The organism is Streptomyces lancefieldiae (genome assembly GCF_031845825.1).
GTDB lineage: Bacteria > Actinomycetota > Actinomycetes > Streptomycetales > Streptomycetaceae > Streptomyces > Streptomyces lancefieldiae.
In genome coordinates, this window is record NZ_JAVRFH010000006.1 from 66,395 (window position 1) to 93,188 (window position 26,794).

General features: G+C 68.6%; 35 protein-coding genes. 30 read left to right on the top strand and 5 right to left on the bottom strand.

Translation table 11 applies throughout. The features are described 5' to 3' along the window. Positions 1–3: 3 nt before the first annotated feature. From rplP to RM812_RS08030, 24 genes are all read left to right on the top strand, one after another. Entirely contained in the window at positions 4–423 is a 420-nt protein-coding gene (gene rplP, locus RM812_RS07915) for a 50S ribosomal protein L16 (protein WP_004927269.1), read from the top strand. Next, positions 423–647, top strand: a complete 225-nt coding sequence (rpmC, locus tag RM812_RS07920) for a 50S ribosomal protein L29 (protein ID WP_003974259.1) — start codon at positions 423–425, stop codon at positions 645–647. Before rplP ends, rpmC begins: the two co-directional genes overlap by 1 nt. Then, on the top strand, positions 647–931 hold the full coding sequence (gene rpsQ / locus RM812_RS07925; RefSeq protein WP_161163021.1) for a 30S ribosomal protein S17: 285 nt from the start codon (positions 647–649) through the stop codon (positions 929–931). Before rpmC ends, rpsQ begins: the two co-directional genes overlap by 1 nt. A gap of 95 nt (positions 932–1,026) precedes the next feature. Further along, a complete protein-coding gene (gene rplN / locus RM812_RS07930) occupies positions 1,027–1,395 on the top strand; it encodes a 50S ribosomal protein L14 (protein WP_030831680.1) in 369 nt (122 codons plus the stop codon). Positions 1,396–1,397: 2 nt separating this feature from the next. After that, positions 1,398–1,721 (top strand): 50S ribosomal protein L24, encoded by a 324-nt coding sequence (gene rplX / locus RM812_RS07935; protein ID WP_003992365.1) that lies wholly within the window; start codon positions 1,398–1,400, stop codon positions 1,719–1,721. After that, the gene (gene rplE / locus RM812_RS07940) at positions 1,721–2,278 is read left to right on the top strand and encodes a 50S ribosomal protein L5 (RefSeq protein ID WP_311571685.1); all 558 of its coding nucleotides are present in this window, start codon (positions 1,721–1,723) and stop codon (positions 2,276–2,278) included. The genes rplX and rplE overlap by 1 nt, the downstream gene beginning before the upstream one ends. 5 nt (positions 2,279–2,283) lie before the next feature. After that, positions 2,284–2,469, top strand: a complete 186-nt coding sequence (locus tag RM812_RS07945; protein ID WP_003948630.1) for a type Z 30S ribosomal protein S14 — start codon at positions 2,284–2,286, stop codon at positions 2,467–2,469. Between the two features lie 209 nt (positions 2,470–2,678). Next, positions 2,679–3,077 (top strand): 30S ribosomal protein S8, encoded by a 399-nt coding sequence (gene rpsH, locus RM812_RS07950; RefSeq protein WP_007384075.1) that lies wholly within the window; start codon positions 2,679–2,681, stop codon positions 3,075–3,077. A gap of 24 nt (positions 3,078–3,101) precedes the next feature. Beyond that, a complete protein-coding gene (gene rplF, locus RM812_RS07955) occupies positions 3,102–3,641 on the top strand; it encodes a 50S ribosomal protein L6 (protein WP_189229138.1) in 540 nt (179 codons plus the stop codon). Between the two features lie 3 nt (positions 3,642–3,644). Then, positions 3,645–4,028 carry a 50S ribosomal protein L18 gene (gene rplR, locus RM812_RS07960; protein ID WP_217143309.1) on the top strand — a complete coding sequence of 128 codons (384 nt, stop codon included), beginning with the start codon at positions 3,645–3,647 and terminating at the stop codon, positions 4,026–4,028. A gap of 43 nt (positions 4,029–4,071) precedes the next feature. Further along, positions 4,072–4,677, top strand: a complete 606-nt coding sequence (gene rpsE, locus RM812_RS07965) for a 30S ribosomal protein S5 (RefSeq protein ID WP_004927232.1) — start codon at positions 4,072–4,074, stop codon at positions 4,675–4,677. 2 nt (positions 4,678–4,679) lie between these two features. Then, positions 4,680–4,862: a 50S ribosomal protein L30 gene (gene rpmD, locus RM812_RS07970; protein ID WP_003974250.1), complete on the top strand. Its 183-nt coding sequence runs from the start codon at positions 4,680–4,682 to the stop codon at positions 4,860–4,862. Between the two features lie 2 nt (positions 4,863–4,864). Next, a complete protein-coding gene (gene rplO / locus RM812_RS07975; protein WP_023547373.1) occupies positions 4,865–5,320 on the top strand; it encodes a 50S ribosomal protein L15 in 456 nt (151 codons plus the stop codon). 242 nt (positions 5,321–5,562) lie between these two features. Beyond that, positions 5,563–6,876 carry a preprotein translocase subunit SecY gene (secY, locus tag RM812_RS07980; protein ID WP_311571686.1) on the top strand — a complete coding sequence of 438 codons (1,314 nt, stop codon included), beginning with the start codon at positions 5,563–5,565 and terminating at the stop codon, positions 6,874–6,876. Then, positions 6,876–7,529, top strand: coding sequence for an adenylate kinase (locus tag RM812_RS07985; RefSeq protein ID WP_311571687.1), 654 nt, complete (start codon positions 6,876–6,878; stop codon positions 7,527–7,529). Before secY ends, RM812_RS07985 begins: the two co-directional genes overlap by 1 nt. Positions 7,530–7,666: 137 nt before the next feature. Continuing rightward, positions 7,667–8,503 (top strand): type I methionyl aminopeptidase, encoded by an 837-nt coding sequence (gene map, locus RM812_RS07990; RefSeq protein ID WP_311571688.1) that lies wholly within the window; start codon positions 7,667–7,669, stop codon positions 8,501–8,503. Between the two features lie 458 nt (positions 8,504–8,961). After that, positions 8,962–9,183 carry a translation initiation factor IF-1 gene (gene infA / locus RM812_RS07995; RefSeq protein ID WP_004927214.1) on the top strand — a complete coding sequence of 74 codons (222 nt, stop codon included), beginning with the start codon at positions 8,962–8,964 and terminating at the stop codon, positions 9,181–9,183. Between the two features lie 70 nt (positions 9,184–9,253). Continuing rightward, entirely contained in the window at positions 9,254–9,367 is a 114-nt protein-coding gene (gene rpmJ, locus RM812_RS08000) for a 50S ribosomal protein L36 (RefSeq protein WP_003974245.1), read from the top strand. Positions 9,368–9,555: 188 nt separating this feature from the next. Further along, on the top strand, positions 9,556–9,936 hold the full coding sequence (rpsM, locus tag RM812_RS08005) for a 30S ribosomal protein S13 (RefSeq protein WP_004984507.1): 381 nt from the start codon (positions 9,556–9,558) through the stop codon (positions 9,934–9,936). 66 nt (positions 9,937–10,002) lie between these two features. Continuing rightward, positions 10,003–10,407 carry a 30S ribosomal protein S11 gene (rpsK, locus tag RM812_RS08010; RefSeq protein ID WP_003956432.1) on the top strand — a complete coding sequence of 135 codons (405 nt, stop codon included), beginning with the start codon at positions 10,003–10,005 and terminating at the stop codon, positions 10,405–10,407. 145 nt (positions 10,408–10,552) lie between these two features. Next, positions 10,553–11,575, top strand: a complete 1,023-nt coding sequence (locus RM812_RS08015) for a DNA-directed RNA polymerase subunit alpha (RefSeq protein WP_003966937.1) — start codon at positions 10,553–10,555, stop codon at positions 11,573–11,575. A gap of 206 nt (positions 11,576–11,781) precedes the next feature. Further along, entirely contained in the window at positions 11,782–12,285 is a 504-nt protein-coding gene (gene rplQ, locus RM812_RS08020) for a 50S ribosomal protein L17 (protein ID WP_311571689.1), read from the top strand. Positions 12,286–12,427: 142 nt separating this feature from the next. Further along, on the top strand, positions 12,428–13,282 hold the full coding sequence (gene truA / locus RM812_RS08025; RefSeq protein WP_311571690.1) for a tRNA pseudouridine(38-40) synthase TruA: 855 nt from the start codon (positions 12,428–12,430) through the stop codon (positions 13,280–13,282). Positions 13,283–13,496: 214 nt separating this feature from the next. After that, positions 13,497–15,005 (top strand): polysaccharide deacetylase family protein, encoded by a 1,509-nt coding sequence (locus RM812_RS08030; protein WP_311571691.1) that lies wholly within the window; start codon positions 13,497–13,499, stop codon positions 15,003–15,005. Between the two features lie 90 nt (positions 15,006–15,095). Here RM812_RS08030 and RM812_RS08035 read toward each other — a convergent pair whose 3' ends face one another. Together RM812_RS08035 and RM812_RS08040 are read right to left on the bottom strand one after the other, a co-directional pair. After that, entirely contained in the window at positions 15,096–15,305 is a 210-nt protein-coding gene (locus RM812_RS08035; protein WP_311571692.1) for a hypothetical protein, read from the bottom strand. Between the two features lie 24 nt (positions 15,306–15,329). Beyond that, the gene (locus RM812_RS08040) at positions 15,330–16,412 is read right to left on the bottom strand and encodes a glycosyltransferase family 2 protein (RefSeq protein WP_311571693.1); all 1,083 of its coding nucleotides are present in this window, start codon (positions 16,410–16,412) and stop codon (positions 15,330–15,332) included. A gap of 492 nt (positions 16,413–16,904) precedes the next feature. On the opposite strand from RM812_RS08040, the gene RM812_RS08045 reads away from it, so the two are divergent. After that, positions 16,905–18,293: a cellulose binding domain-containing protein gene (locus tag RM812_RS08045; RefSeq protein ID WP_311571694.1), complete on the top strand. Its 1,389-nt coding sequence runs from the start codon at positions 16,905–16,907 to the stop codon at positions 18,291–18,293. A gap of 25 nt (positions 18,294–18,318) precedes the next feature. Here the strand turns inward: RM812_RS08045 and RM812_RS08050 are convergent, their stop codons facing one another. Next, the gene (locus RM812_RS08050) at positions 18,319–19,200 is read right to left on the bottom strand and encodes a hypothetical protein (RefSeq protein WP_311571695.1); all 882 of its coding nucleotides are present in this window, start codon (positions 19,198–19,200) and stop codon (positions 18,319–18,321) included. Positions 19,201–19,274: 74 nt separating this feature from the next. Here RM812_RS08050 and RM812_RS08055 point away from each other — a divergent pair, with 74 nt between their 5' ends. The 4 genes from RM812_RS08055 (at position 19,275) to glmM (ending at position 23,265) form a co-directional block, all read left to right on the top strand. Then, positions 19,275–20,468, top strand: a complete 1,194-nt coding sequence (locus RM812_RS08055) for a glycosyltransferase 87 family protein (RefSeq protein WP_311571696.1) — start codon at positions 19,275–19,277, stop codon at positions 20,466–20,468. 207 nt (positions 20,469–20,675) lie between these two features. Then, complete coding sequence (rplM, locus tag RM812_RS08060) at positions 20,676–21,119, top strand: 50S ribosomal protein L13 (RefSeq protein WP_055632362.1); 444 nt, start codon at positions 20,676–20,678, stop codon at positions 21,117–21,119. A 42-nt stretch (positions 21,120–21,161) separates the two neighbouring features. After that, positions 21,162–21,674, top strand: a complete 513-nt coding sequence (rpsI, locus tag RM812_RS08065) for a 30S ribosomal protein S9 (RefSeq protein ID WP_077796742.1) — start codon at positions 21,162–21,164, stop codon at positions 21,672–21,674. Between the two features lie 232 nt (positions 21,675–21,906). Further along, positions 21,907–23,265, top strand: a complete 1,359-nt coding sequence (gene glmM / locus RM812_RS08070) for a phosphoglucosamine mutase (protein ID WP_311571698.1) — start codon at positions 21,907–21,909, stop codon at positions 23,263–23,265. Positions 23,266–23,659: 394 nt separating this feature from the next. Here the strand turns inward: glmM and RM812_RS08075 are convergent, their stop codons facing one another. Beyond that, entirely contained in the window at positions 23,660–24,607 is a 948-nt protein-coding gene (locus RM812_RS08075) for a DUF389 domain-containing protein (RefSeq protein ID WP_311571699.1), read from the bottom strand. 31 nt (positions 24,608–24,638) lie between these two features. Further along, positions 24,639–25,607, bottom strand: coding sequence for a type I pantothenate kinase (coaA, locus tag RM812_RS08080; RefSeq protein ID WP_311571861.1), 969 nt, complete (start codon positions 25,605–25,607; stop codon positions 24,639–24,641). 323 nt (positions 25,608–25,930) lie between these two features. On the opposite strand from coaA, the gene RM812_RS08085 reads away from it, so the two are divergent. Beyond that, positions 25,931–26,743: a hypothetical protein gene (locus tag RM812_RS08085; RefSeq protein WP_311571700.1), complete on the top strand. Its 813-nt coding sequence runs from the start codon at positions 25,931–25,933 to the stop codon at positions 26,741–26,743. Positions 26,744–26,794 lie beyond the last annotated feature (51 nt).

Sequence of the window (26,794 nt, forward strand, 5' to 3'; positions counted from 1 at the left end):
GAAATGCTGATCCCCCGTAGGGTCAAGCACCGCAAGCAGCACCACCCGAAGCGCCGTGGTCAGGCCAAGGGCGGTACGACGGTTGCGTTCGGCGAGTACGGCATCCAGGCCCTCACGCCGGCGTACGTGACCAACCGCCAGATCGAGGCGGCCCGTATCGCGATGACCCGCCACATCAAGCGTGGCGGCAAGGTCTGGATCAACATCTACCCGGACCGCCCGCTCACGAAGAAGCCGGCCGAGACCCGCATGGGTTCCGGTAAGGGTTCTCCCGAGTGGTGGATCGCGAACGTGCACCCGGGCCGGGTCATGTTCGAGCTGTCCTACCCCAACGAGAAGATCGCCCGTGAGGCGCTGACTCGTGCGGCCCACAAGCTGCCGATGAAGTGCCGGATCGTCAAGCGCGAGGCAGGTGAAGCGTGATGTCGGCCGGTACCAAGGCGTCCGAGCTGCGCGAGCTGGGCAACGAGGAGCTTCTCGCGAAGCTCCGCGAGGCCAAGGAAGAGCTGTTCAACCTCCGCTTCCAGGCGGCGACGGGTCAGCTCGAGAACCACGGTCGGCTCAAGGCCGTCCGTAAGGACATCGCGCGGATCTACACCCTGATGCGTGAGCGCGAGCTGGGCATCGAGACGGTGGAGAGCGCCTGATGAGCGAGAGCAACGTGACTGAGAACACCGAGGCACGCGGATTCCGCAAGACGCGCGAGGGTCTGGTCGTCAGCGACAAGATGGACAAGACCGTCGTCGTCGCCGTCGAGGACCGCGTCAAGCACGCGCTGTACGGCAAGGTCATCCGCCGTACCAACAAGCTCAAGGCTCACGACGAGCAGAACGCCGCGGGTGTCGGCGACCGCGTCCTCCTCATGGAGACCCGGCCGCTGTCCGCGACGAAGCGCTGGCGCGTCGTCGAGGTCCTCGAGAAGGCCAAGTAATTCCTGCGGTAATCCCCGCAGGTCAGTTCCGCCAGGCTCCGGGAGCCGCTCACTGAGCGGCTCCCGGGGAACCGGCAGACAAACAGGAGATAGACGTGATCCAGCAGGAGTCGCGGCTGCGTGTCGCCGACAACACGGGTGCGAAGGAAGTCCTCTGCATCCGTGTGCTCGGTGGCTCGGGCCGCCGCTACGCGGGTATCGGTGACGTCATCGTCGCCACCGTCAAGGACGCGATCCCCGGTGGCAACGTGAAGAAGGGTGACGTCGTCAAGGCGGTCATCGTTCGCACCGTCAAGGAGCGCCGCCGTCCGGACGGCTCGTACATCCGCTTCGACGAGAACGCCGCCGTCATTCTGAAGAACGACGGCGACCCTCGTGGCACCCGTATCTTCGGCCCGGTGGGCCGTGAGCTGCGCGAGAAGAAGTTCATGAAGATCATCTCCCTCGCGCCGGAGGTGCTGTGAGCATGAAGATCAAGAAGGGCGACCTGGTCCAGGTCATCACCGGTAAGGACAAGGGCAAGCAGGGCAAGGTCATCGCGGCCTTCCCCCGCGAGGACCGCGTCCTGGTCGAGGGTGTCAACCGGGTCAAGAAGCACACCAAGGCCGGGCCGACCGCTCGCGGTTCGCAGGCCGGCGGCATCGTCACCACCGAGGCGCCGATCCACGTCTCCAACGTCCAGCTGGTCGTGGAGAAGGACGGCAACAAGGTCGTGACGCGCGTCGGTTACCGCTTCGACGACGAAGGCAACAAGATCCGCGTTGCCAAGCGGACGGGTGAGGACATCTGATGACGACCACCACCACTCCGCGTCTGAAGACGAAGTACCGCGAGGAGATCGCGGGCAAGCTGCGTGAGGAGTTCTCCTACGAGAACGTCATGCAGATCCCCGGCCTCGTCAAGATCGTGGTCAACATGGGTGTGGGCGACGCCGCCCGCGACTCCAAGCTGATCGAGGGCGCCATCCGCGACCTCACCACGATCACCGGTCAGAAGCCGGCCGTCACCAAGGCCCGCAAGTCCATCGCGCAGTTCAAGCTGCGTGAGGGCCAGCCGATCGGTGCCCACGTCACGCTCCGTGGCGACCGCATGTGGGAGTTCCTGGACCGCACCCTGTCGCTCGCGCTGCCGCGCATCCGCGACTTCCGCGGCCTGTCCCCCAAGCAGTTCGACGGCCGTGGCAACTACACCTTCGGTCTCACGGAGCAGGTCATGTTCCACGAGATCGACCAGGACAAGATCGACCGCGTCCGGGGTATGGACATCACCGTGGTCACCACGGCGACCAACGACGCTGAGGGCCGCGCGCTCCTTCGTCACCTCGGCTTCCCGTTCAAGGAGGCGTGAGCGAGATGGCGAAGAAGGCTCTGATCGCTAAGGCTGCTCGCAAGCCCAAGTTCGGTGTGCGTGGCTACACCCGCTGCCAGCGCTGCGGCCGCCCGCACTCCGTCTACCGCAAGTTCGGCCTGTGCCGCGTGTGCCTTCGTGAGATGGCTCACCGTGGCGAGCTGCCGGGCGTGACCAAGAGCTCCTGGTAATCCGGTAATTCCGGGTTATTCAGGCTCTCGGTAAGCATCTGGGTCGGCAGAGGTCCGGCTCCCCATGCCTTAGGCTGGTGGGGTTGGGCGTCTGCCGCCCGTACGACTTACTACGCCGTAGGTCCACCGCGCCGCACCCGTCCCGTCTCGGATCGGGGAGAGGGATGGCGCACCAGGAAACCCCGGCGAGAGAGGCCGAAGGCCAATTCATGACCATGACTGATCCGATCGCAGACATGCTTACGCGTCTGCGGAACGCGAACTCGGCGTACCACGACTCCGTGACGATGCCGGCGTCCAAGATCAAGTCTCACATCGCGGAGATCCTCCAGCAGGAGGGCTTCATCACGGGCTGGAAGGTCGAGGACGCCGAGGTCGGCAAGAACCTCGTTCTCGAGCTGAAGTTCGGCCCGAACCGTGAGCGCTCCATCGCGGGCATCAAGCGGATCTCCAAGCCCGGTCTCCGGGTGTACGCGAAGTCCACCAACCTGCCCAAGGTGCTGGGTGGCCTCGGCGTGGCGATCATCTCCACGTCACACGGGCTCCTCACCGACAAGCAGGCCGGCAAGAAGGGCGTGGGTGGGGAAGTCCTCGCCTACGTCTGGTAGCGGAAGGGAACGGAGGAAACAGCTATGTCGCGCATCGGCAAGCTCCCCATCGCGGTTCCCGCCGGCGTGGACGTCACCATCGACGGCCGTACGGTCTCGGTCAAGGGCCCGAAGGGCTCGCTGACTCACACCGTCGTGGCGCCGATCGACATCGCCAAGGGTGAGGACGGCGTTCTGAACGTCACCCGCCCCAACGACGAGCGTCAGAGCAAGGCCCTGCACGGCCTGTCCCGCACGCTGGTGGCGAACATGATCACCGGCGTGACCCAGGGTTACGTGAAGAAGCTCGAGATCAGCGGTGTCGGTTACCGCGTGCTCGCCAAGGGTTCGAACCTGGAGTTCTCCCTCGGCTACAGCCACCCGATCACCGTCGAGGCCCCCGAGGGCATCACCTTCAAGGTGGAGTCCCCGACCCGCTTCTCGGTCGAGGGCATCGACAAGCAGAAGGTCGGCGAGGTTGCGGCCAACATCCGCAAGCTGCGCAAGCCCGACCCGTACAAGGCCAAGGGCGTCAAGTACGAGGGCGAAGTCATCCGCCGCAAGGTCGGAAAGGCGGGTAAGTAAGCCATGGCATACGGACAGAAGATCCTCAAGGGCGACGCCTACAAGCGCGCCGCGATCAAGCGCCGTCACATCCGGATCCGCAAGCGGATCGCCGGTACGGCGGAGCGTCCCCGTCTGGTCGTTACCCGCTCCAACCGCCACATCGTGGCCCAGGTGATCGACGACCTCAAGGGGCACACCCTTGCGTCGGCGTCCACCCTGGACACCTCGATCCGCGGTGGCGAGGCCGACAAGTCCGCGCAGGCCAAGCAGGTCGGTGCCCTGGTCGCCGAGCGCGCCAAGGCCGCCGGTGTCGAGGCCGTCGTGTTCGACCGTGGTGGCAACCAGTACGCCGGGCGCATCGCCGCCCTGGCGGACGCCGCCCGCGAAGCCGGACTGAAGTTCTGAGCCGGTTCCGTATCGCTAGCGGAAACAGAGAGAGGTAATTCCAATGGCTGGACCCCAGCGCCGCGGTGGCGGTGCCGGTGGCGGCGAGCGGCGGGACCGGAAGGGCCGTGACGGCGGCGCAGCTGCCGCCGAGAAGACCGCTTACGTTGAGCGCGTCGTCGCGATCAACCGTGTCGCCAAGGTTGTGAAGGGTGGTCGTCGCTTCAGCTTCACCGCGCTGGTCGTGGTGGGCGACGGTGACGGCACCGTGGGTGTCGGATACGGCAAGGCCAAGGAGGTGCCGGCCGCCATCGCCAAGGGCGTTGAGGAGGCCAAGAAGCACTTCTTCAAGGTCCCCCGCATCCAGGGCACCATCCCGCACCCCATCCAGGGTGAGAAGGCTGCCGGCGTCGTGCTGCTCAAGCCCGCGTCCCCGGGTACCGGCGTTATCGCCGGTGGTCCGGTGCGTGCCGTGCTCGAGTGCGCCGGTATCCACGACGTGCTGTCGAAGTCGCTCGGCTCCGACAACCAGATCAACATCGTGCACGCGACCGTGGAGGCCCTCAAGGGCCTGCAGCGTCCCGAGGAGATCGCGGCCCGCCGCGGTCTGCCCCTCGAGGACGTCGCCCCCGCGGCTCTTCTCCGTGCGCGTGCCGGGGCGGGTGCGTAATCATGGCGCAGCTCAAGATTACGCAGGTCAAGTCCTACATCGGCAGCAAGCAGAACCACCGTGACACCCTGCGTTCCCTTGGTCTCAAGGGCATCAACACGCAGGTCGTCAAGGAGGACCGCCCCGAGTTCCGCGGCATGGTGCACACCGTCCGCCACCTCGTGACGGTCGAGGAGGTCGACTGATCATGGCGGAGCAGAACCCGCTCAAGATCCACAACCTCCGTCCCGCCCCGGGCGCCAAGACCGCCAAGACCCGTGTGGGTCGTGGTGAGGCGTCGAAGGGTAAGACGGCCGGTCGTGGTACCAAGGGCACGAAGGCCCGTTACCAGGTTCCGGAGCGCTTCGAGGGTGGCCAGATGCCCCTCCACATGCGTCTTCCGAAGCTGAAGGGCTTCAAGAACCCGTTCAAGACCGAGTTCCAGGTCGTGAACCTCGACAAGCTGGCCGCGCTGTACCCCGAGGGTGGCGAGGTCACCGTCGAGGGCCTCGTGGCCAAGGGTGCCGTTCGCAAGAACAGCCTCGTCAAGGTCCTCGGCCAGGGCGAGATCTCCGTGGCGCTGCAGGTGACGGTCGACGCCGTCTCCGGCTCCGCCAAGGAGAAGATCACCGCCGCCGGCGGTACCGTCACCGAGCTCGTCTGATCCCTTCAGGCGTCTCGATGACTTGAGCGATCCCGACCGGGGATACCCCACAAATAGGGGTATCCCCGGTTGGTCGTTCCAAGGGCAGTGGTCCGCCGGTAAGGTGGCCTGCGCTGCCCTCTTTCACGGGTGCGTCACATGGGGCACCCTGAGCGGCAGTTGACCGTTCCTTACTAATGTCGTCAGTCGAACCTCAAGACCGTCACCCTTGACGCAGTAGCGCGGGGGTCGCAGGAGGCACCGTGCTCACCGCGTTCGCCCGGGCGTTCAAGACGCCCGACCTGCGCAAGAAGCTGCTCTTCACGCTCGGCATCATCGTGGTCTACCGGCTCGGTACCCACGTTCCGATTCCAGGCGTCGACTACAAAAGCGTCCAGGAGTGCGTGGACCAGGCGTCGGGCAACCAGGGCCTCTTCGGTCTGGTCAACATGTTCAGCGGCGGCGCCCTGCTGCAGATCACGGTCTTCGCGCTCGGCATCATGCCGTACATCACGGCGAGCATCATTCTGCAGCTGCTGACCGTGGTGATCCCGCGCCTGGAAGCCCTCAAGAAGGAGGGCCAGGCGGGTACGGCGAAGATCACGCAGTACACCCGCTACCTGACCGTCGCGCTCGCCATCCTGCAGGGCACCGGCCTGGTGGCCACCGCCCGCAGCGGCGCCCTCTTCTCCGGCTGCACCGTCGCCGGGCAGATCGTTCCCGACCAGGCGATCTTCACCACCGTCGTCATGGTGATCTGCATGACCGCCGGTACCTGCGTCGTCATGTGGCTCGGCGAGCTGATCACCGACCGCGGCATCGGCAACGGCATGTCGATCCTGATGTTCATCTCGATCGCCGCGACCTTCCCGTCCGCCCTGTGGGCCATCAAGACGCAGGGCGAGCTGGCCGGTGGCTGGATCGAATTCGGCACCGTGATCCTCGTCGGCCTGGTCATGGTCGGCCTGGTGGTCTTCGTGGAGCAGGCCCAGCGCCGCATCCCGGTGCAGTACGCGAAGCGCATGATCGGCCGCCGTTCCTACGGCGGTACGTCGACGTACATCCCGCTCAAGGTGAACCAGGCGGGTGTCATCCCCGTCATCTTCGCCTCGTCGCTGCTCTACATTCCGGCGCTGATCGTCCAGTTCTCGAACTCGACGGCGGGCTGGGCCACCTGGATCACGAAGAATCTCGCCGACACGGCCGCGACGCCGCACATCATCCTGTACTTCTTCCTGATCGTCTTCTTCGCCTTCTTCTACGTGGCCATCTCGTTCAACCCCGAGGAAGTCGCGGACAACATGAAGAAGTATGGTGGCTTCATCCCGGGCATCCGGGCTGGCCGACCGACCGCTGAGTATCTGAGCTACGTACTCAACCGGATCACCTGGCCGGGTTCGCTGTATCTGGGTCTGATCGCTCTCGTCCCGACAATGGCGTTGGCTGGTTTCGGGGCAAACCAGAACTTCCCGTTCGGTGGTACCAGCATCCTGATCATCGTGGGTGTCGGTCTCGAGACGGTGAAGCAGATCGAGAGCCAGCTCCAGCAGCGCAATTACGAAGGGTTCCTCCGCTGATGCGAATCGTCCTCGTCGGGCCTCCGGGCGCCGGAAAGGGAACGCAGGCCACCCGCCTTGCCGAGACGCTGCACATTCCGCACATCTCCACGGGCGACCTGTTCCGCGCGAACATCAGCCAGCAGACCGAGCTGGGCAAGCTCGCGAAGTCGTACATGGACGCCGGCAACCTGGTCCCGGACGAGGTCACCATCGCCATGGCGAAGGACCGCATGGAGCAGCCCGACGCCGAGGGCGGCTTCCTGCTGGACGGCTTCCCGCGCAACGTGTCCCAGGCCGAGGCACTGGACGAGCTGCTCGAGACCGAGAGCATGCAGCTGGACGCGGTGCTGGACCTGGAGGCCCCCGAGGACGAGGTCGTCAAGCGGATCGCCGGGCGGCGCGTCTGCCGCAACAACTCGGCGCACGTCTTCCACGTGACGTACACCCCGCCCGCCAAGGAGGGCGTCTGCGACGTCTGCGGCGGCGAGCTGTACCAGCGGGACGACGACTCCGAGGAGACGGTCCGCAAGCGGCTCGAGGTCTACCACACGCAGACCGAACCGATCATCGACTACTACAAGGCGCAGGGCCTGGTCGTCACCATCTCGGCGATGGGACCGGTGGACGAGGTCACCGGCCGTGCGCTGGAGGCGCTGAAGCGCGACAAGTAGTTCCTGCCCGGTTGCAGCCGCGGTCCCTTGCTCAGGGGGGCCGCGGCTGTGCTGTGGGGTGGGAGGGCCCCCCGGGTCCCGCCCCGTATCGTTGGAAGCGTTCGTCGTCTCTCCGGTCCAGAAAGGCCGCAGCCCCCATGGTGCAGATCAAGACCCCCGAGCAGATCGCCAAGATGCGTGAGGCGGGGCTGGTCGTCGCCGCCATCCACGCGGCCACGCGTGAGGCCGCCGTGCCCGGCGCCACCACCAAGGACCTGGACCAGGTCGCGCGCAAGGTGCTCACGGAGCACAACGCCAAGCCGAACTTCCTGGGCTACGGCGGCTTCCCGGCGACCATCTGCACGTCCGTGAACGAGGTCGTCGTCCACGGCATCCCGTCCGACGAGGTGGTCCTCAAGGACGGCGACGTCATCTCCATCGACTGCGGCGCGATCATCGACGGGTGGCACGGCGACGCCGCCTACACGGCCTTCGTCGGCTCCGGCCACTCCCCGGAGCTGGTGGAGCTCTCCCGGGTGACCGAGGAGTCGATGTGGGCGGGTATCGCGGCCATGAAGCAGGGCAACCGGCTGGTCGACGTCTCCCGTGCCATCGAGACGTACATCCGCCGCCAGCCCAAGCCCGGCGGCGGCAAGTACGGCATCATCGAGGACTACGGCGGCCACGGCATCGGCACCGAGATGCACATGGACCCGCACCTGCTGAACTACGTCGACCGCCGGCGCGGCAAGGGCCCGAAGCTGGTCCCCGGCTTCTGCCTGGCCATCGAGCCGATGGTCTCCCTCGGCACGCCGCGCACCGAGGTCCTGCAGGACGACTGGACGGTCATCACGACGGACGGCACCTGGTCCTCCCACTGGGAGCACTCGGTGGCCCTCACGGAGCAGGGTCCCCTGGTCCTGACCGCCCCCGACGGAGGCAAGGCCAAGCTCGCGGAGCTGGGTGTCACGGCGGCGCCGGATCCGCTGGGCTGATTCCGGTCCGGAGCCGCCACCGCCGGTCGGAGGCCGGCGCAGCCGCTCGAAGCCCGTGAGGCGCTCCCGGCGCCGAGCCCGCGAGAGGGGCGTCGGGGATGGGCCGGAGGCAAGGCCAAGCTCGCGGAGCTGGGTGTCACGGCGGCGCCGGATCCGCTGGGCTGATCCCGGTCCGGAGCCGCCACCGCCGGTCGGAGGCCGGCGCGGCCGCTCGAAGCCCGTGAGGCGCTCCCGGCGCCGAGCCCGCGAGAGGCCGCCCCGCGGCGAGGCGGGCTCGGGATCCCGGCGGCGCCGTTCCGCTCGCATAAGGATCTCCGGCGTGGGGCAGACTTCCTCGTTTCGCCTTTCCGGGGGTGCTGACGTAGACTGACTCGTCGGCTCTCGTGCACCCGCATGTCTCCATGCGCTCGTTACCACGCACAGGAGTCGATCAAGGTAGTCGATTCGAAGGGCGAAGCGTGGCCAAGAAGCAAGGTGCCATCGAGATCGAGGGCACTGTCGTCGAGTCTCTTCCGAACGCCATGTTCAGGGTCGAGCTCCAGAACGGCCACCAGGTTCTGGCACACATCAGCGGCAAGATGCGTATGCACTACATCCGCATCCTCCCTGACGACCGGGTCGTGGTGGAGCTGTCTCCGTACGACCTGACGCGTGGCCGGATCGTCTACCGGTACAAGTAGATCTTGCCCACGTTCCGCGACCGCAAGGTCTCGGGGCCGCCGGCAACTGACCCGGAGAACCTCACATCCCATGAAGGTCAAGCCGAGCGTCAAGAAGATCTGCGACAAGTGCAGGGTGATCCGCCGTCACGGTCGGGTCATGGTCATCTGCGACAACCCGCGCCACAAGCAGCGCCAGGGCTGACGCACGACCGTTCCCTCCGCGATTCGCAGGACTTCGCGCGACGCGAGCTGAATTTGTTCATACGCAGAGCCCGGGCGCCCAGGTGCCCGATACCCCCGGTTCGGAGGCCGGGGACCCGATCCGTACCTGATACGGCGGCCGGGAGCCGGTTCTGTGGAAGACCTCCGAAGATCAACTGGAGCCATTGAATGGCACGCGTTTCCGGTGTTGACATCCCGCGCGAAAAGCGCGTGGAGATCGCCCTCACCTACGTGTTCGGCATCGGCCGGACCCTCTCGCAGCAGACGCTCGCTGCCACCGGCGTGGACCCGAACACCCGTGTTCGCGACCTCTCCGAGGAGCAGCTCGTCGCGATCCGCGAGTACGTCGACAACAACATCAAGACCGAGGGTGACCTCCGTCGCGAGATCCAGGCCGACATCCGCCGCAAGGTCGAGATCGGCACCTACCAGGGTCTGCGGCACCGCCGCGGTCTGCCCGTCCGCGGCCAGCGCACCAGCACCAACGCCCGCACCCGCAAGGGCCCGCGTCGCGCCATCGCCGGCAAGAAGAAGCCGGGCAAGAAGTAGTCCGCAGCGGACTCGCCGTCCAGCGGTCTTCGCTGTAGGACCGACCACCTCCCGTAGGAGTACGACATGCCCCCCAAGGGACGTCAGGGCGCTGCCAAGAAGGTGCGCCGCAAGGAAAAGAAGAACGTCGCTCACGGCCACGCGCACATCAAGAGCACGTTCAACAACACGATCGTCTCGATCACGGACCCGTCCGGCAACGTGATCTCCTGGGCCTCCGCCGGCCACGTCGGCTTCAAGGGCTCCCGGAAGTCCACGCCGTTCGCCGCGCAGATGGCCGCCGAGTCGGCTGCCCGCCGCGCCCAGGAGCACGGCATGCGCAAGGTCGACGTGTTCGTCAAGGGCCCGGGTTCCGGTCGTGAGACCGCGATCCGCTCCCTCCAGGCCACCGGCCTCGAGGTCGGCTCGATCCAGGACGTCACGCCCACCCCGCACAACGGCTGCCGTCCGCCGAAGCGCCGTCGCGTCTGATCCGATGCGTCGTCCCCGACGCGTCTGATCTTGCTTCACCAGGGTTCTCACGGGCGGTACGGCTCTTTCGGGTCGTATCGCCCGTACCCTTGCAGTACTGGTCGGGCGTCAAATAGCGGGCGCCCCTGACTGAAGGATTCCGCACATGCTGATCGCTCAGCGTCCCTCGTTGACCGAAGAGGTCGTCGACGAGTTCCGCTCCCGGTTCGTCATCGAGCCGCTGGAGCCGGGCTTCGGCTACACCCTCGGCAACTCCCTGCGTCGTACGCTCCTCTCCTCGATCCCGGGTGCGGCGGTCACGTCCATCCGCATCGACGGTGTCCTGCACGAGTTCACCACCGTGCCGGGCGTCAAGGAGGACGTCACCGACCTGATCCTCAACATCAAGCAGCTGGTCGTCTCCTCGGAGCACGACGAGCCCGTCGTGATGTACCTGCGCAAGCAGGGCCCGGGTCTGGTCACCGCCGCCGACATCGCGCCCCCGGCCGGTGTCGAGGTGCACAACCCCGACCTCGTCCTCGCCACGCTCAACGGCAAGGGCAAGCTGGAGATGGAGCTGACCGTCGAGCGCGGTCGCGGCTACGTCTCCGCCGTGCAGAACAAGCAGGTGGGCCAGGAGATCGGCCGTATCCCGGTCGACTCGATCTACTCGCCGGTTCTCAAGGTCACGTACAAGGTCGAGGCCACGCGTGTCGAGCAGCGCACCGACTTCGACAAGCTGATCGTCGACGTCGAGACCAAGCAGGCGATGCGTCCGCGTGACGCCATGGCCTCCGCCGGTAAGACGCTGGTCGAGCTGTTCGGTCTCGCCCGCGAGCTGAACATCGACGCCGAGGGCATCGACATGGGTCCGTCCCCGACGGACGCCGCGCTCGCCGCCGACCTGGCGCTGCCGATCGAGGAGCTGGAGCTCACCGTTCGGTCGTACAACTGCCTCAAGCGTGAGGGCATCCACTCCGTGGGTGAGCTCGTCGCCCGCTCCGAGGCCGACCTGCTCGACATCCGCAACTTCGGTGCGAAGTCGATCGACGAGGTCAAGGCGAAGCTGGCGGGTATGGGCCTCGCGCTCAAGGACTCGCCTCCCGGGTTCGACCCGACCGCCGCCGCGGACGCCTTCGGCGCCGACGACGACGCGGATGCGGGCTTCGTCGAGACCGAGCAGTACTGAGAGCTCGGGCCTTCCGGTCCGTACTCGGGTGCGGGTGCGCTGTGGCCTGTCGCGCCCACGCGACGGAGTCGCATATCGACACCGCCCCGCGCCCCTTCCGGAGGCGCCCCTTCGGGGCTGCCTCCGGATCTCCGACAGGCGACCGCCTGCTCGGATACTGACTCCGGTACCTGATACGGCCGGGGCAGACACCTAGGAGAAACACCATGCCGAAGCCCACCAAGGGTGCCCGTCTGGGCGGCAGCGCCGCGCACGAGAAGCTGCTCCTCGCGAACCTCGCGAAGGCGCTGTTCGAGCACGGTCGCATCACCACCACCGAGGCGAAGGCGCGCAAGCTGCGTCCGTACGCCGAGCGTCTGGTCACCAAGGCGAAGAAGGGCGACCTTCACAACCGCCGTCAGGTGCTCCAGGTGATCACGGACAAGAGCATCGTCCACACGCTCTTCACCGAGATCGGCCCGCGCTACGAGAACCGTCCCGGTGGCTACACCCGGATCACCAAGATCGGTAACCGCCGTGGCGACAACGCGCCCATGGCCGTCATCGAGCTGGTCGAGGCGCTGACCGTGGCGCAGCAGGCCACCGGCGAGGCCGAGGCCGCGACGAAGCGTGCCGCCAAGGACGCGGAGGGCTCCGCCGAGGTTTCCGAGGCCAAGGTCGACACGGCCAAGGCCGACGAGGCTCCCGCCGAGGAGTCCAAGGACGCGTAAGCGTCTGCCGGGGGCTGTGCGGTCGCGGCTGCGGCTTGCGTCGTGGTTGCTCGCGCAGTTCCCCGCGCCCCTTCAGGGCGTTGGCGGGCCCGTTCCTTTTACAGGGGCGGGCCCGCTTTCGTGTGGGTGAGAGGATCTCTGGGTGAGTGATGAAGTAGAGGCCGGGTTCGTGCGGGTGCGGCTTGATCTGTCGTACGACGGGTCCGAGTTCTCCGGGTGGGCCAAGCAGGCCGGTGGGCGGCGGACCGTGCAGGGGGAGATCGAGGACGCGCTGCGGACCGTCACGCGGTCCCGGGAGATCCACGAGCTGACCGTGGCGGGGCGGACCGACGCCGGGGTGCACGCCCGGGGCCAGGTCGCCCACGTCGACCTGCCGCGCGAGGTGTGGGCCGAGCACCACATGAAGCTGCTCAAGCGGCTCGCCGGGCGGCTGCCGAGGGACGTACGGGTGTGGGCCCTCAGGGAGGCGCCCAGCGGCTTCAACGCCCGGTTCTCGGCGATCTGGCGGCGCTACGCCTACCGGGTCACCGACAACCCCGGCGGCGTGGACCCGCTGCTGCGCGGCCACGTCCTGTGGCACGACTGGCCCCTCGACGTGGACGCCATGAACGAGGCCGCCCGCGGACTGCTGGGGGAGCACGACTTCGCGGCCTACTGCAAGAAGCGCGAGGGGGCCACCACCATCCGGACCCTCCAGGAGCTGAGCCTGGCCCGGGGCGACGACGGGATCGTCACCGCCACCGTCCGGGCCGACGCCTTCTGCCACAACATGGTCCGCTCCCTCATCGGGGCCCTGCTGTTCGTCGGCGACGGCCACCGCACGCCCGACTGGCCGGCCAAGGTGCTCGCCGCCCGCGTACGGGACTCGGCCGTGCACGTCGTACGGCCGCACGGGCTGACCCTTGAGGAGGTCGGCTATCCCGCGGATGACATGCTGGCGGCGCGCAACCTCGAGGCGCGGAACAAGAGGACGCTGCCGGGGGGCAGTTGCTGCTGAACCGTACGGTGCGGGGTCGGCGTGCCCCGCTACACTGCCGTTCGACGATGTCTCGTTCGTATCATCCGCTGGAATTCTCGCCGATGGGGTGTCGGGGGACAGCGAGGCCGTCGAGCCGCCACGACACCTGTCCTGCACACCGGACGCGCTCATGGGAGCGGCCGTCCGGTGCTGTCGCGTGCGGCCGGAACCGCTGCGAGCCGGGGAGCCATTTTTGTCCAGAGTCAGAAAACACTCGGCGTCGGCGTTCGCCGAACGGGATTCCAGGGCCAAGGTGGGTCGGCGTTCGGCCCTCGGCCTGCTGGGGCTCGGCGGTCTGCTGACGGCCGGCGGCGCGGTCGCGGGCGTGGCGGGCAAGGACCTGATCCTGCCCGCGTCGGCCGAGAGCGGCATCGGAGCCGTCGATCTCGGTGGGGGCAGGAGCCTCAAGAACCTGACCTCGCCGACGTACGCCCCGAGCGGGCGCCGCCCCCGGTACCGGCGGGCGACCTGGAGCGAGCAGTTCCAAGAAGGCCACGAGTGGTCCGTCGGCGGCGAGGGCACCGCGTCCTCCGGGTCCGACACCAAGGTCTTCACCCGAGGCGACCGCTCCTGCCGGGTCACCACGCGCGGCAACGGTGTCCAGTCCTTCGTACGCCGTACCGACATGGAGCCGATGGATCTCAAGGGGAAGATGATCCGTCTCGTCTTCCAGGTGGAGGACGTGGCCCATCTGGACCGGATGGAGTTCTACCTGGGCAGCCGTGAACTGGCGAACCACTTCAGCTGGACCTTCCATTACCACGCGGCCGAGGGCACCAACTACGTACAGTCGGGGGACTGGGTCACCGTCCACTTGCAGTGGGCGGACGTCACCGGCGCGTCCGGCGCCAGGAAGCTGTCGTCGCGCGGTGAGCCGTCGGTCCGGTCCGGCTTCACCGACATGTCGTTCGCCGCGTACGACGACGGGAAGGGACCGGTCACCTACCGCCTTCAGGCCGTCGAGGTGGTGCCGGACACCACGGACGTCTTCCCCAAGGGCGTCGTCTCGATCACCTTCGACGACTCGCACGAGTCGGTGCACGACTTCGCCCGCCCGGTCATGGACCGGTACGCCATGCCCGGCACGCTCTACAACATCGCCGGCGCGATAGGCACCGAGCCCTTCATGGGCATCGGACAGATGCGTTCCCTGCAGGACTCGTCCGGCTGGGAGATGGCCGGACACGCCTACTCGCTCAAGGCCCATGACGCGAGCTACCCGAAACTCGCCGCGGAGGAGGTCGACGACGACTTCCGCAAGCTGCGCGAGTGGCTGGTCGCACACGGTTTCACCAGCGACCACTTCGCCTATCCGCACGGGGCGTTCGGGAAGACCCGCGACGGTGTGCCCGTCGACCTGCTGGCCGCCCGGCACTTCACCACCGCGCGTTCCATCATCTCCGAGACCTCCGAGAGCTTCGCCCCGGCGATGCCGTACCGGCTCAAGGCGCTGACCGGGATCAACGACGGGAAGGAGATCGGCGGTGAGACGCTCGCCGACGTGATCGGCGAGGGTGGCGCGCTGGACCGCTGTGCGCGAGGCGGCGACTGGCTCATCCTGTGTCTGCACCGGATCGTCGAGGGCGTTCCCACGCAGAACACGGAACTGAGCACCGAGGGCCTCGACCGCCTGATGCGCGAGATCGACAAGCGGGGCATCGAGGTACTGACGGTGCAGGAGGCGATGGGGTACTACGCCTGAAGCGTGTTCGGGCCGTGCGCAGGACAACGCCGGGGGCGCCGCACAGGATCAGTGCGGCGCCCCCGGCGTTCGGACGTGTGCGGCGTGCGGTCAGGAGCGGCGCGCACGCCTGCCGCCGCCGCCGGCCGCCCGGCGGTCGTGACGGCTCCGTTTGATGGAGAGTATCCAGCCCACCACGGTGAGGGTGACGGCCAGGCACGTGAAGCCGAGGACGACGATCTCGACCTGGGTGACCTTCGTGACGGTGTAGGCGATGCCCGCGAGAACCGCGCAGGCTCCAAGGCCTCTGAGGGTGTTCATCTTTCTCCCGCGCCTGTCTGTCTCTTACTTCCAGGCGGACACACGAGTCACGTAGGACTTGAGGATGGACGACACGAGCCAGTAGGCCCGTACGACGGTGTAGACCAGCTCGGGGATGAGCAGGGCCTCGACGAGCATCGCCTTCCAGCCCAGGGGCCGTACCCGCAGCGCGGGATAGATGATCCAGAAGGCGAGCAGGGCCCACAGCGCCGGGTGCGTGCTCAGGCTGTACTGGGCCACGGAGACGAGCTGGCGGGCGCCCCAGATGAAGATGTACGCGAAGCCGAACAGGCCCAGGATCATGGTGATGATGGAGTGCCAGGTGAACTTGGTCCAGCCACGGCGGCGCAGTGCGTCCACGGTGCCCCGGCTCCACCGCTCGCGCTGCTGGACCAGCTCGCGCAGGGTGGGCATGAGGTCGGTGTACGCGATGCACAGCTGGTTGGCCGTGACCTTCCAGCCGGACTCCTTGAGCGCCAAGGTGGTCTCGTAGTCCTCGACGAGGTTGCGGTGGTCTTCCCAGAACACCTCGCCGCGCCAGTCGATCAGCCCCTGCAGGGCCTCGGCGCGGTAGTAGGAACCGGCGCCCGACATGGTGTGGACGTCCTTGCGGAAGCGCGAGTTGGCCGCCCGGCCGTACTCGATGATCTGCATGCCCAGCAGGAACCGCTGCCAGGGGCTCTGCCACAGGTCGGTACGGCCGAGGCAGGCCGCGCTGACACCGCCGATCTCGGGGTCGGACGAGATGACGTTGCGGGCGCGCTCGATGAACCGGGAGTGCAGTTCGGTGTCGGCGTCCATGACGAGGATGTGGCCCACACGGCCGTTGAGACGGCCACCGACGGACTGCCTGAGCCAGTTCAGGCCGTAGTTGAGGGCGCCGGCCTTCTTGTGGGGGTTGTCCGGGAAGTTCAGCACGACGGTGGGCGGCGTGCTCTCGTCCTCGGCGAACTGGAGCGCGTAGTCCTCGGTGCGGTCGGTGGAGTTGTTGACCACCACGACGATCAGGTCGGGGCGGCGGGACTGCCGGGACAGGGACTCGAGAGAGGTGAAGACTCCGACCTCCTCGTTCCTCGCGGGAACCAGGACGACGGTCTCGTAGACCATGGTGGTTGAGGTGGGGGTGGCGCGGACGCTCCCACCACGGCCTCTTCGGTGGCGGCTCCGAGCCACCGACTGCGACTCAGCCGAGTCATGGCCCGTGTCGATGACGGACAAGGCGATCCCCCCACCCTGTTTTCTTTTGAGGTGACAGACCCACTCTGCGTGGGCAGTACAAAGGCGCTTGTGAAGATACCGCAAGCATGTCCGGTTCTTGGAAGCCTGAACAGGCGGCCGGGTGCAGGGGTATCTAGCGCAAACTGGGCAATGCGTGAGTCCAAGTTGTCCGTTATCGGTTCGTGAATCCCATCAATTCAGGCAATTGCGGCAGGGGTTGTGCGATGTCGGAGTGAATAAGGTCACGTGTGTGCGCAAGTAAGGATGATAGTGAGAGTCCGGTGAGCATGTGCCTAAGATTCGCTCGACAGTCAGCCGTGGAATCTGGGGTATTTTGTGACCCGTCGCAGCAAATCATCCGGTAGAGGACGAAGCCTCCTTGTGATTGTGTCTGTGGTGGTCCTCCTGGCCGCCGCCGGCGCGGCCGCCTACCGATGGTGGCCGTCGGACAAGGACTCCGCGGCCCCCCTGACCGTCCGCTACCGCACCGAAGGCCCGGCGGAGACGGACGCCGCCAAACCCTGGCTGGAAGTCATCAACACGTCCGGCAAGCCGGTGGACCTCGCCGACGTCACCGTCCGGTACCACTACACCGCCGACGACGGTGCCCAGTTCGCGGCCAACTGCGTGCAGACGTCCCTCGACTGCTCCAGGATCACCCTGCGTACGGCCGCCGCGCAGAAGGCCGGCCCGAAGGCCGACCGCTATCTGGAGATCGGCTTCACGGGGGAGGCCGGCACCCTGAAGCCCGGCGGGACGACCCAGGCGATCGGGCTCCAGCTCTACCGCGTCGACCACAAGGGGCTGGACCAGTCGGACGACTACTCGTTCGACGCGGAGAAGACGTCGTACCAGGAGTCCGAGCGGGTCACGGCCTACCTGGACGGGGCCCAGGTGTGGGGCGAGGGACCTCAGGGCGAGACCACGGGGTCCGGGGGAGGCGTGAACGCGCAGGCCCCTGCCGAGGCGGTGCGGCCGCCCGCCGGACTCCTCTTCGACGACTTCGCGTACACGGGCCCCGAGGACCCGTCGCTCGCCGCCAACGGCTGGGTGGTGCGCAGCGGCGCGGGCGGCCCGGGCATCGAGGACTCGTGGTCGGCCAAGGGGGTCACGTTTCCCGCCGGCGAGAACGATGACGGCGGGCAGGCGCTGCGACTGGAGGCCCGTACCGACGGCACGGCGAAGGGGACGGTGCAGTCCGAGTTCCACACCGCGCGTCCGGTGTTCCGCGAGGGCACACTCGTCGCCCGCGTGTACTTCAGCGACGAACCGGCGAACGGCCAGGACGGTGATCACGTGTCCCAGTCCGTCTTCGCCATCTCGCCGGACCACGAGTCGGAGAAGTACAGCGAACTCGACTTCGAGTACATGGCGAACGGCGGCTGGGGACGCTACGGTCCGATCCTCGACACCACCAGCTGGCGCAGCAGCGACCTGGGCGACCGGGTCACCCAGCCCCATCAGCTGAAGCTCGGCGGTTGGCACACCCTGGCCATGACCGCGGCCGACGGCAAGGTCACCTACTCGGTGGACGGCAAGGTGTTGTTCACCAGCGGGAAGAAGTACCTCCCGCGCGAACCGATGAGCGTCAACTTCAGTAACTGGTTCATCGACCTCCCCTTCAAGGGGAATCGTTCCTGGGTGATGAACGTCGACTGGGTGTACCTCAGCTCCGGCCGGACCGTCTCCCCGGACGACGCGGCGAAGGCCGCGGCCGACTTCGCCGCCGCGGGTACGAGCCACGTGAACACGCTCGCGGGGAGCGACTGACAGGGGCGACCGGCAAGGGCGGCGGTCAGCCCACCCGGGCCGCCGCCGACGCCTGCGCCTCGCCGCGCTGCCGGATCTGCCGGAAGGTGAACTCGGCCAGGTCGTCACCGGCCCGGAACACCTCGGTGGTCTTCTCCGTCACGTCCTTGCCGTTGGTGAACCCGGCGACGGTGAAGTAGGCGTAGCGGCCGTAGGAGTTGGTGGTGGAGCGGCAGACGGCGCCGGTGCAGAAGGGCTTGACGCCGCCGCCGGACAGGGAGCGGATGATGCTCTTCGGGTCGGCCTGCTTCTTGGCCTCGGCGGCCTGCGCCTCGGTGTCGAAGACGGCCACGCCGACCGTCACGGCGGTGTCGCCCTGGGTGTAGGTGACGCGCATCAGGCGGGTGCAGCCGTTGTCGGCGAGCACCTTCGGGAGCGTCTTCTGGGCGGCGGAGCCGCAGGTGCGGGTGTCGGCCGTCGGACCCTTCCGGTAGACCGCGCTGCCCATGGTCAGCTGCGTGCCGGGGAAGAGCACGTCCGGGCCGAGCGGGGCCTTGTCCTTCTGGACACTGGAGACGAAGTCCTTCGGGTCCAGCGGCGGCGGGGCGCTGGTCGGGGCGAACGACGGGGCCGCGGCCGTGGCGCTGGGGATGTCCGCGGTCGTGGGGAGCTCGGAGGGGCTGTCCGACGCCCGGCCGGAGCCGTTCGCCGAGACGACGGCCACGGCGACGGCGGCGGCTATCGCCACGGTGGCCAGTGCGCCGCCCCCGATGAACAGCAGCCGGCGCCGCTTGTGGCGGGCCTCGGAAGCCTCCGCGAGGGCGGCCCAGTCCGGGGTGTCGCCGCTGTCGCCACTGTTCCAGGGCTGCTGCGATTGCGGTTTCCAGGGATCCCACTGCGACTGAGGTCCCCCCTGCCCAAAGCTCATGGGCGGCATCTTAGACGGGCCCCGCGGCGCGCTGGTGCCCGTACTCGGGGACCGTGGCGCCTAGCGTTCCGTTCATGCGGACGGGCAAAAGCGGCATCTCCGGGTGGTTGGTGCGACCGGCGGGCGGGCATCCGTGGGCGGTGCTCGGGGCGGTGCTGGCGGCGTCCGCGGCGCATGCGGCGCGGGCCACTCCGGACGGCGGCATGGACAACGCGATCGTCGTGCGCGCCGCCCGCACCTGGCTGGCCGGCGGCTCCCCGTACGACGATCCGCACTTCCTCTACTTCCCGAGCGCCGTCCTGGCCGCCGTGCCGCAGGCGCTGCTGCCCGGGGCCGTGCTGCGGGTGCTGGTGCCGTGCGCGGTGACGGTCCTGCTGGCGCTGGGCTGGGCCTGTGCGCTGCGCCTGCACCGCGTGCCGCTCCGCAGCCGGCTGGCGGTCCTCGGGCTGACCGGGCTCGCGGTCGGCTTCGCGCCGTTCGGCCACCTGGTGCGCCTCGGCAACTGGACGGTGACGGCGGCGGTGGCCCTGCCGCTGTCCCTGCTGCTGGTGAGCCGGGGGCGGTGGACGGCGGCGGGCGCGGTCGTCGGCGCGGCCGTGGCGCTCAAGCCGCTGCTCGCGCCGGTCGTCCTGCTGTTCCTGTTCGCCGGGCGGTGGCGGGCGCTGGCGGCGGCCCTCCTGGTGCCCGCGCTGGCCTCCGGCGCGGCGGCGCTGGCGATGCCCGACCCGGCCGGCTTCGTCACCCGCACCCTGCCGTTCCTGCTGCAGGGCGACGACGGCTTCGTACGGCTCTACGAGGCCTCCCCGGCGGCCGTGCTGCCGCGGCTCGGCGTGCCGCGGGCGCTCGCCGAGGGGGCGGCGGTGGTGGCGGCCGGCGCGGGGGTGCTCTGCGCGTACGCGCGCTGGCGCCGCGCCGACCCCGGCCCGCTGCGGCTCGCGGAGACCGGCGCGGGCCTGATGCTGTCGGCGTTCCTCGTCTCCCGGCCGTCGTACGACCACTACCTGCTGGTCGTCCTGCCGTTGCTGCTCGCCGGGCTGCCGTACGCCGGTTCGGTGGCCCGCGGGCCCTGGTTCTGGGTCGCCCTGCTGCCCCAGGTGCCGGGGCTGACCTGGCCCTGGCTGGAGTCGGAGCGGCGGCGGGCCTTCAAGGACGCGTTCACGCTGTGTGTACTGGCCGTGACGGTGGCCCGGCGGGCCCGTGCCCCGGAGGCGGCCGCCGACGGCCGTGTCCGAGACCGACGCGCGCCGGTCTCGGCGGCTCCGTTTTGACCCGGCTGCGGCACCCCGGGTACTCTGCACAGTCGTATGTGTATTGGCTTGCTCATTCTCACGTGAGGGGCCCTTACACCGGTCCACCGGGACCGATGACCAGCGACCTGCACGCGGTTTGCGTCACCGCGGTGCGGTCAGGGCTGTCGTGATCGTCTTCGGTGACCTTGTCAGGACCATTCACTGAAGAAGCGAAGGCTACGAACCGTGCGTACGTACAGCCCCAAGCCCGGCGATGTGACGCGCCAGTGGCACGTCATCGACGCTCAGGACGTCGTCCTGGGTCGTCTGGCCTCCACGGCCGCCTCCATCCTGCGTGGCAAGCACAAGCCGATCTACGCGCCCCACGTCGACACCGGTGACTTCGTCATCATCATCAACGCGGACAAGGTGCACCTCTCCGGCAACAAGCGGACCCAGAAGATGGCGTACCGCCACTCCGGGTACCCGGGCGGTCTGCGCTCCGTGCGCTACGACGAGCTGCTGGACAAGAACCCGGAGAAGGCCATCGAGAAGGCCGTCAAGGGCATGCTCCCCAAGAACACGCTGGGCCGTCAGATGCTCTCGAAGCTGAAGGTCTACAAGGGTGACCAGCACCCGCACGGCGCGCAGCAGCCGCAGCCGTTCGAGATCACCCAGGTCGCGCAGTAAGTCCGGCCACCCCCTAAGACTGAAGAGAATCTGAGGAGCATCGTGGCCGAGACCACTGCCGAGCAGCCGCTCGAAGAGATCGACATCGACAGCTACACCACCGAGTCCGAGGTCCCCGTCGAGGGTGAGTACACCTCGGAGTCCATGGCCTCCCGCTTCGGCGAGCCCCAGCCGGCCGCCGGCCTGGGCCGCCGCAAGAACGCCATCGCCCGTGTCCGGATCGTCCCGGGCACCGGCAAGTGGAAGATCAACGGCCGCACCCTCGAGGACTACTTCCCGAACAAGGTGCACCAGCAGGAAGTCAACGAGCCCTTCAAGGTGCTCGAGCTCGAGGGCCGTTACGACGTCATCGCCCGCATCGCGGGTGGCGGCGTCTCCGGTCAGGCCGGTGCGCTCCGTCTCGGTGTCGCCCGCGCCCTGAACGAGGCCGACGTCGACAACAACCGCGGCCCGCTGAAGAAGGCCGGCTTCCTCAAGCGCGACGACCGTGCGGTCGAGCGCAAGAAGGCCGGTCTGAAGAAGGCCCGCAAGGCGCCGCAGTACAGCAAGCGCTAAACGCTGCCCGTACTCCGAACGCCCCGGCGGCACGCCACTGTGCTGCCGGGGCGTTCGTGTATCCCCGCCGTTGGGCGTATAACGGCACAAGACGTTCAGACGTTCAGAAGCTCAAAGGCTTGTGTGATCGGATGGCCGGGCAGCGCATGCCGCACGCCCCGGACCACGGGAGCCGTCTGCGTGGGCCGCACCAGCAGCCGCTTCCGGAATTGACGTTTCCTCAGGAGGACAAGTGGGACGACTCTTCGGCACGGACGGCGTGCGCGGTGTCGCCAACGCGGATCTGACGGCCGAGCTGGCGCTCGGGCTCTCCGTCGCCGCGGCGCACGTACTGGCCGAGGCGGGCACCTTCGCCGGACACCGGCCGACCGCCGTGGTCGGACGGGACCCGCGCGCCTCCGGGGAGTTCCTGGAGGCCGCCGTGGTCGCCGGCCTGGCCAGCGCGGGCGTGGACGTCCTGCGGGTCGGCGTGCTGCCGACGCCCGCGGTCGCCCACCTCACCGGCGCGCTCGGCGCCGACCTCGGCGTGATGCTGTCCGCGAGCCACAACGCCATGCCCGACAACGGCATCAAGTTCTTCGCCCGCGGCGGCCACAAGCTCGCCGACGAGCTCGAGGACCGGATCGAGTCCGTGTACGAGGAGCACCGCACCGGTGCGCCCTGGGACCGCCCGACCGGCTCCGGCGTCGGCCGCGTCCGCGACTACGACGAGGGGCTCGACCAGTACGTCGCCCACCTCGTCGGCGTCCTGCCGAACCGGCTCGACGGCCTGAAGATCGTCCTCGACGAGGCGCACGGCGCGGCCTCCCGGGTCTCGCCGGAGGCGTTCGCGCGGGCCGGGGCCGAGCTGGTCACCATCGGCGCGGTGCCGGACGGCCTCAACATCAACGACGGCTGCGGCTCCACCCACCTCGACCTGCTCAAGGCAGCCGTCGTCGAGCACGGCGCCGACCTCGGCATCGCCCACGACGGCGACGCCGACCGCTGCCTGGCCGTGGACCACACCGGCGCGGAGGTCGACGGCGACCAGATCCTGGCCGTGCTGGCCCTGGCGATGCGGGAGCGGGACGCGCTGCGTTCCGACACCGTCGTGGCCACCGTCATGTCCAACCTGGGCTTCAAGCTCGCCATGGAGCGCGAGGGCATCCAGTTCGTGCAGACCGGCGTCGGTGACCGGTACGTCCTGGAGGAGATGAAGGCCAACGGCTACGCCCTCGGTGGCGAGCAGTCCGGCCACGTCATCATCCTGGACCATGCCACCACCGGCGACGGCACGCTGACCGGCCTGATGCTGGCGGCGCGGATCGCGCAGACCGGTCGTACGCTCCAGGACCTCGCGTCGGTCATGGAGCGGCTGCCGCAGGTGCTCATCAACGTGCCGGACGTGGACAAGTCCCGGGTGACGACCTCTGCCGAGCTGAGTACGGCGGTGTCCGAGGCCGAGCGGGAGCTGGGGAGCACCGGGCGCGTGCTGCTGCGCTCCTCGGGGACCGAGCCGCTGGTGCGGGTGATGGTCGAGGCGGCGGACATCGAGCAGGCCCGGTCGGTGGCGGGGCGGCTGGCGGACGCGGTGAAGTCGGCGCTGGGGTAGTTCCGCGGTGCCGGGTCGGGGGAGGGGGTTCTGTGCGGTGCGGGCCGCGGCGCTGTCGTGGCTGGTCGCGCAGTTCCCCGCGCCCCTTGGGGGCGTGGCCCGGTTCGGTGTTGGGGTTCTGTGGGGTGCGGGCCGCGGCGCCGTCGTGGCTGGTCGCGCAGTTCCCCGCGCCCCTTGGGGGCGTGGCCCGGTTCGGTGTTGGGGTTTTGTGCGGTGGGGGCCGGGGCGCCGTTGTGGGTGGTCGCGCAGTTCCCCGCGCCCCTTGGGGGCGTGGCCCGGTTCGGTGTTGGGGTTTTGTGCGGTGGGGGCCGGGGCGCCGTTGTGGGTGGTCGCGCAGTTCCCCGCGCCCCTTGGGGGCGTGTCCCCCGCCCGGGGATGAGGCGGTGACGGTCCCTCAGGGGCCTTCGGGCTTCGTGAGGTGTGAGCGCTGGGTCGCCCACAGGGCCTTCTGGGCCAGCAGGGTCAGGGTGCCGGCCACGACGATGCCGAACAGGTTCAGCAGGAGCTGTTCGCTGGAGCCCACCGTTTGCCCGGTGTCGCCGAAGCTCAGGGCCACGGCCGCGTTCGCGGCGGCCGGGACCGTGGTGACGGAGATGGCGACACCGACCAGGGCGCCCGACTTGGCGGAGGTCAGGGAGAGCATGCCCGCGATCCCGGCGAGGACGGCCACGACGAACGAGAAGGCGTCGGGGGCGTAGACGAAGCCGGTGTTGGGCCGGGCGCCCTCCAGCTTGCCCTCGCTGAACTGGCCGAACGCGGCCATGACCCAGCTGAAGCCCACCGTCACCGCCATCGCCACCGCGAAGCCCACCAGCAGGGCGATCAGCGAGCGCAGGGCCAGGCGCGGCGCCCGCTGCACGATCGCGGTGCAGAGGCCCGCCAGCGGACCGAACTCGGGCCCGACCGCCATCGCGCCCACGATCAGGATCGCGTTGTCGAGCACCACACCGCAGGCCGCGATCATCGTGGCGAGGGTGATGAAGGCGACGTAGGTGATGGAGAGGGTGGACTCCTCGTGGGTCGCCTCCTCCAACTGCTCCCACAGCACCGCGTCCGCGGCCTCGCCCGGTGCTTCCTCCTCGGCCACGTCGGCGCGCGTGGACAGCGACAGGTCGATGTTCTCGGCGGTGATGGCGCCGCGGCTGTCGATGCCCAGCGCCTGGAGTCTGCGGATGAGTCCGTCACCCGCCTCACGGGCGACGTCGCACATGACGACGTCGCCCGCGGGATCGCGTGCGGCGCCCGGCAGGACGACCAGGTGGGCGGTGCCGACCGTCCGGTCGATCAGGCGGATCACCTCGTCGGTCCGGTCGGCCGGGGTGATCAGACGCAGATGCAGCATCCGGCATTTCTACCGGCTGCGGCGGCCGCCGTCACAACTTTCGCAGGCTCAGGCGCTGCACCTTGTGGTCCGGTCCCTTGCGCAGGATGAGCGTGGCCCGGCCCCTGGTGGGGGCCACGTTCTCCACCAGGTTGGGCTTGTTGATGGTGCGCCAGGTGGTGCGGGCGTAGTCGAGGGCCTCCTCCTCCGACACCTGGGTGTACTTGCGGAAGTACGAGGACGGGTTCTGGAAGGCGGTCTCGCGCAGCTTGCGGAAGCGGCTGAGGTACCAGTGCTCGATGTCCTCGGTGCGGGCGTCGACGTACACGCTGAAGTCGAAGTAGTCGGCGAGACCGACCCTGGTGCGGCCGTCCTTGCCGGGCAGCGCGGGCTGGAGCACGTTGAGGCCCTCGACGATCAGGATGTCGGGGCGGCGGACGACCAGCTTCTCGTCCGGGACGATGTCGTAGATGAGGTGGGAGTAGACCGGCGCGGTCACCTCGGCCTTGCCCGCCTTGATGTCGGCGACGAAGCGGGTGAGCGCCCGGCGGTCGTACGACTCGGGGAAACCTTTCCGCGACATCAGGCCGCGGGCCTCCAGCTCCTTCGTGGGGAGCAGGAAGCCGTCGGTCGTGACCAGCTCCACGCGTGGATGCTCCGGCCAGCGGGACAGCAGCGCCTGGAGCAGGCGGGCGACGGTGGACTTGCCGACCGCCACCGAGCCGGCGACCCCTATGACGAAGGGCGTGCCGGACTGGGAGCCCTGTTCACCGAGGAAGGTGTTCAGCGCGCCGCGCAGGCCGTCGGTGGCGCCGACGTAGAGGTTGAGGAGCCGGGAGAGCGGGAGGTAGATGTCCCGTACCTCGTCGAGGTCGATGACATCGCCGAGGCCGCGCAGCTTCTCCACCTCCTCGGCGGTCAGCGGCAGCGGCGTCTTGTCGCGCAGCGCGCTCCACTCGGGACGGGTGAGGTCGACGTAGGGAGTCGCCTCCGGCCGCTGCCGGTGGGCGCTCCTGGGCATCGAGGAGACCGATGAGATCACAGTCCATTGTTAACGGAGTTCGAACGGGGTGACAGGTGGGCTGTGTCACGCCGGACGGGCCGCGTGGCCGACGACCCCGTCGAGTCCCCCCGTCCACGTTACGGTCCGGTACCGAGTGGCCGATTATCGATCATGTGTGTGATTGCGTAGGTACGGTGCGCCAAGCCGCCGTGCGGAATCCGTCCGCCCGGTCCGACCTACCCCGACGTGCTCCGACATGGCGCGGATGTCGCCCGGAGTCGGCCCGACGTAATCCGGCGTAATCCGCCGCAAACAGACGAAATCGACGAAAGAGTGCCGACGTGAGATCGACCGCTGTTCGCCGCACCGCCCTCGCGGCCTCCGCCGCCACCCTGGTCCTGCTCGCCACCGCCTGCGGCGGGTCGTCCGACGACGGTGCCGACGACGCCAAGGGCACGTCGGACCAGTCCGCTCCGGCGGGTGACGCCAAGGCCGAGCCGGACCAGTCCGCCCCGGCGGGCGACGCGCCGGCCGCCGCCGAGCTGGAGAAGATCGCTCTCGCCCAGGCGGACGTCAAGAACGGCAAGGTCGCCACCGAGATCCCGGCGGACGAGAACGTCGCCAAGGACAAGGTCTCGACGGACGACAAGGCCTGTCTGCCGCTCGCCCTCGCCGTCGCGGCGGTGGCCCAGGGTGAGCCGGGTGCCGAGGTGAAGCGCTCCTGGGAGGGTCAGACGGACACGCTCTCCGAGGGCTCGGGCCCGGATGGTCAGGACATGACCGAGATCCAGGTGAACACGATCAGGCTGAACGTCGCCTCCTACGCGGGCGGCGGCGCCGAGCGGGCGCTGGCGGAGCTGAAGACGGCCACCGAGAAGTGCGCCGGCGGCTTCACCGCCACCGTGGACGGCGACCGGATGCGAGTCGCCGAAGTCACCACGACCGCCGCCCCCAAGGGTGGGGACGAAGGCGTCGCCGCCACCGTCGGTATCGACATCGGCAAGGAAGCCGCCGCGCCCATGAAGGTCGTCGTGGTCCGCAAGGGCGACACGCTCGCCACCTTCAGCGCCACCAACCTCTCCTCCATGATGAGCGGCGTGGACTTCGAGGTCCCCACGGACGTCGTGGACGCGCAGGTCGCCAAGCTCGGCTGACGCCGGGCGCGCCCGGTGATGTTCGTACCCCGGTGGGAATTTCCGATTTCG

Excerpts from the sequence above, each read along its gene's own strand:
- rplR (WP_217143309.1), top strand. The coding sequence starts at position 3,645 with ATGGCATACGGACAGAAGATCCTCAAGGGCGACGCCTACAAGCGCGCC.
- rpsH (WP_007384075.1), top strand. The coding sequence starts at position 2,679 with ATGACCATGACTGATCCGATCGCAGACATGCTTACGCGTCTGCGGAAC.
- rpmJ (WP_003974245.1), top strand. The coding sequence starts at position 9,254 with ATGAAGGTCAAGCCGAGCGTCAAGAAGATCTGCGACAAGTGCAGGGTG.
- RM812_RS08015 (WP_003966937.1), top strand. The coding sequence starts at position 10,553 with ATGCTGATCGCTCAGCGTCCCTCGTTGACCGAAGAGGTCGTCGACGAG.
- rplX (WP_003992365.1), top strand. The coding sequence starts at position 1,398 with ATGAAGATCAAGAAGGGCGACCTGGTCCAGGTCATCACCGGTAAGGAC.
- rpsM (WP_004984507.1), top strand. The coding sequence starts at position 9,556 with ATGGCACGCGTTTCCGGTGTTGACATCCCGCGCGAAAAGCGCGTGGAG.
- rpmD (WP_003974250.1), top strand. The coding sequence starts at position 4,680 with ATGGCGCAGCTCAAGATTACGCAGGTCAAGTCCTACATCGGCAGCAAG.
- rpsE (WP_004927232.1), top strand. The coding sequence starts at position 4,072 with ATGGCTGGACCCCAGCGCCGCGGTGGCGGTGCCGGTGGCGGCGAGCGG.
- rpsK (WP_003956432.1), top strand. The coding sequence starts at position 10,003 with ATGCCCCCCAAGGGACGTCAGGGCGCTGCCAAGAAGGTGCGCCGCAAG.
- rplF (WP_189229138.1), top strand. The coding sequence starts at position 3,102 with ATGTCGCGCATCGGCAAGCTCCCCATCGCGGTTCCCGCCGGCGTGGAC.
- RM812_RS07945 (WP_003948630.1), top strand. The coding sequence starts at position 2,284 with ATGGCGAAGAAGGCTCTGATCGCTAAGGCTGCTCGCAAGCCCAAGTTC.
- RM812_RS08040 (WP_311571693.1), bottom strand. The coding sequence starts at position 16,412 with ATGGTCTACGAGACCGTCGTCCTGGTTCCCGCGAGGAACGAGGAGGTC.
- map (WP_311571688.1), top strand. The coding sequence starts at position 7,667 with ATGGTGCAGATCAAGACCCCCGAGCAGATCGCCAAGATGCGTGAGGCG.
- rplO (WP_023547373.1), top strand. The coding sequence starts at position 4,865 with ATGGCGGAGCAGAACCCGCTCAAGATCCACAACCTCCGTCCCGCCCCG.
- RM812_RS08055 (WP_311571696.1), top strand. The coding sequence starts at position 19,275 with ATGCGGACGGGCAAAAGCGGCATCTCCGGGTGGTTGGTGCGACCGGCG.
- coaA (WP_311571861.1), bottom strand. The coding sequence starts at position 25,607 with ATGCCCAGGAGCGCCCACCGGCAGCGGCCGGAGGCGACTCCCTACGTC.
- RM812_RS08035 (WP_311571692.1), bottom strand. The coding sequence starts at position 15,305 with ATGAACACCCTCAGAGGCCTTGGAGCCTGCGCGGTTCTCGCGGGCATC.
- RM812_RS08050 (WP_311571695.1), bottom strand. The coding sequence starts at position 19,200 with ATGAGCTTTGGGCAGGGGGGACCTCAGTCGCAGTGGGATCCCTGGAAA.
- RM812_RS07985 (WP_311571687.1), top strand. The coding sequence starts at position 6,876 with ATGCGAATCGTCCTCGTCGGGCCTCCGGGCGCCGGAAAGGGAACGCAG.
- rplP (WP_004927269.1), top strand. The coding sequence starts at position 4 with ATGCTGATCCCCCGTAGGGTCAAGCACCGCAAGCAGCACCACCCGAAG.
- RM812_RS08075 (WP_311571699.1), bottom strand. The coding sequence starts at position 24,607 with ATGCTGCATCTGCGTCTGATCACCCCGGCCGACCGGACCGACGAGGTG.
- rplE (WP_311571685.1), top strand. The coding sequence starts at position 1,721 with ATGACGACCACCACCACTCCGCGTCTGAAGACGAAGTACCGCGAGGAG.
- rpsQ (WP_161163021.1), top strand. The coding sequence starts at position 647 with ATGAGCGAGAGCAACGTGACTGAGAACACCGAGGCACGCGGATTCCGC.
- rpmC (WP_003974259.1), top strand. The coding sequence starts at position 423 with ATGTCGGCCGGTACCAAGGCGTCCGAGCTGCGCGAGCTGGGCAACGAG.
- rplQ (WP_311571689.1), top strand. The coding sequence starts at position 11,782 with ATGCCGAAGCCCACCAAGGGTGCCCGTCTGGGCGGCAGCGCCGCGCAC.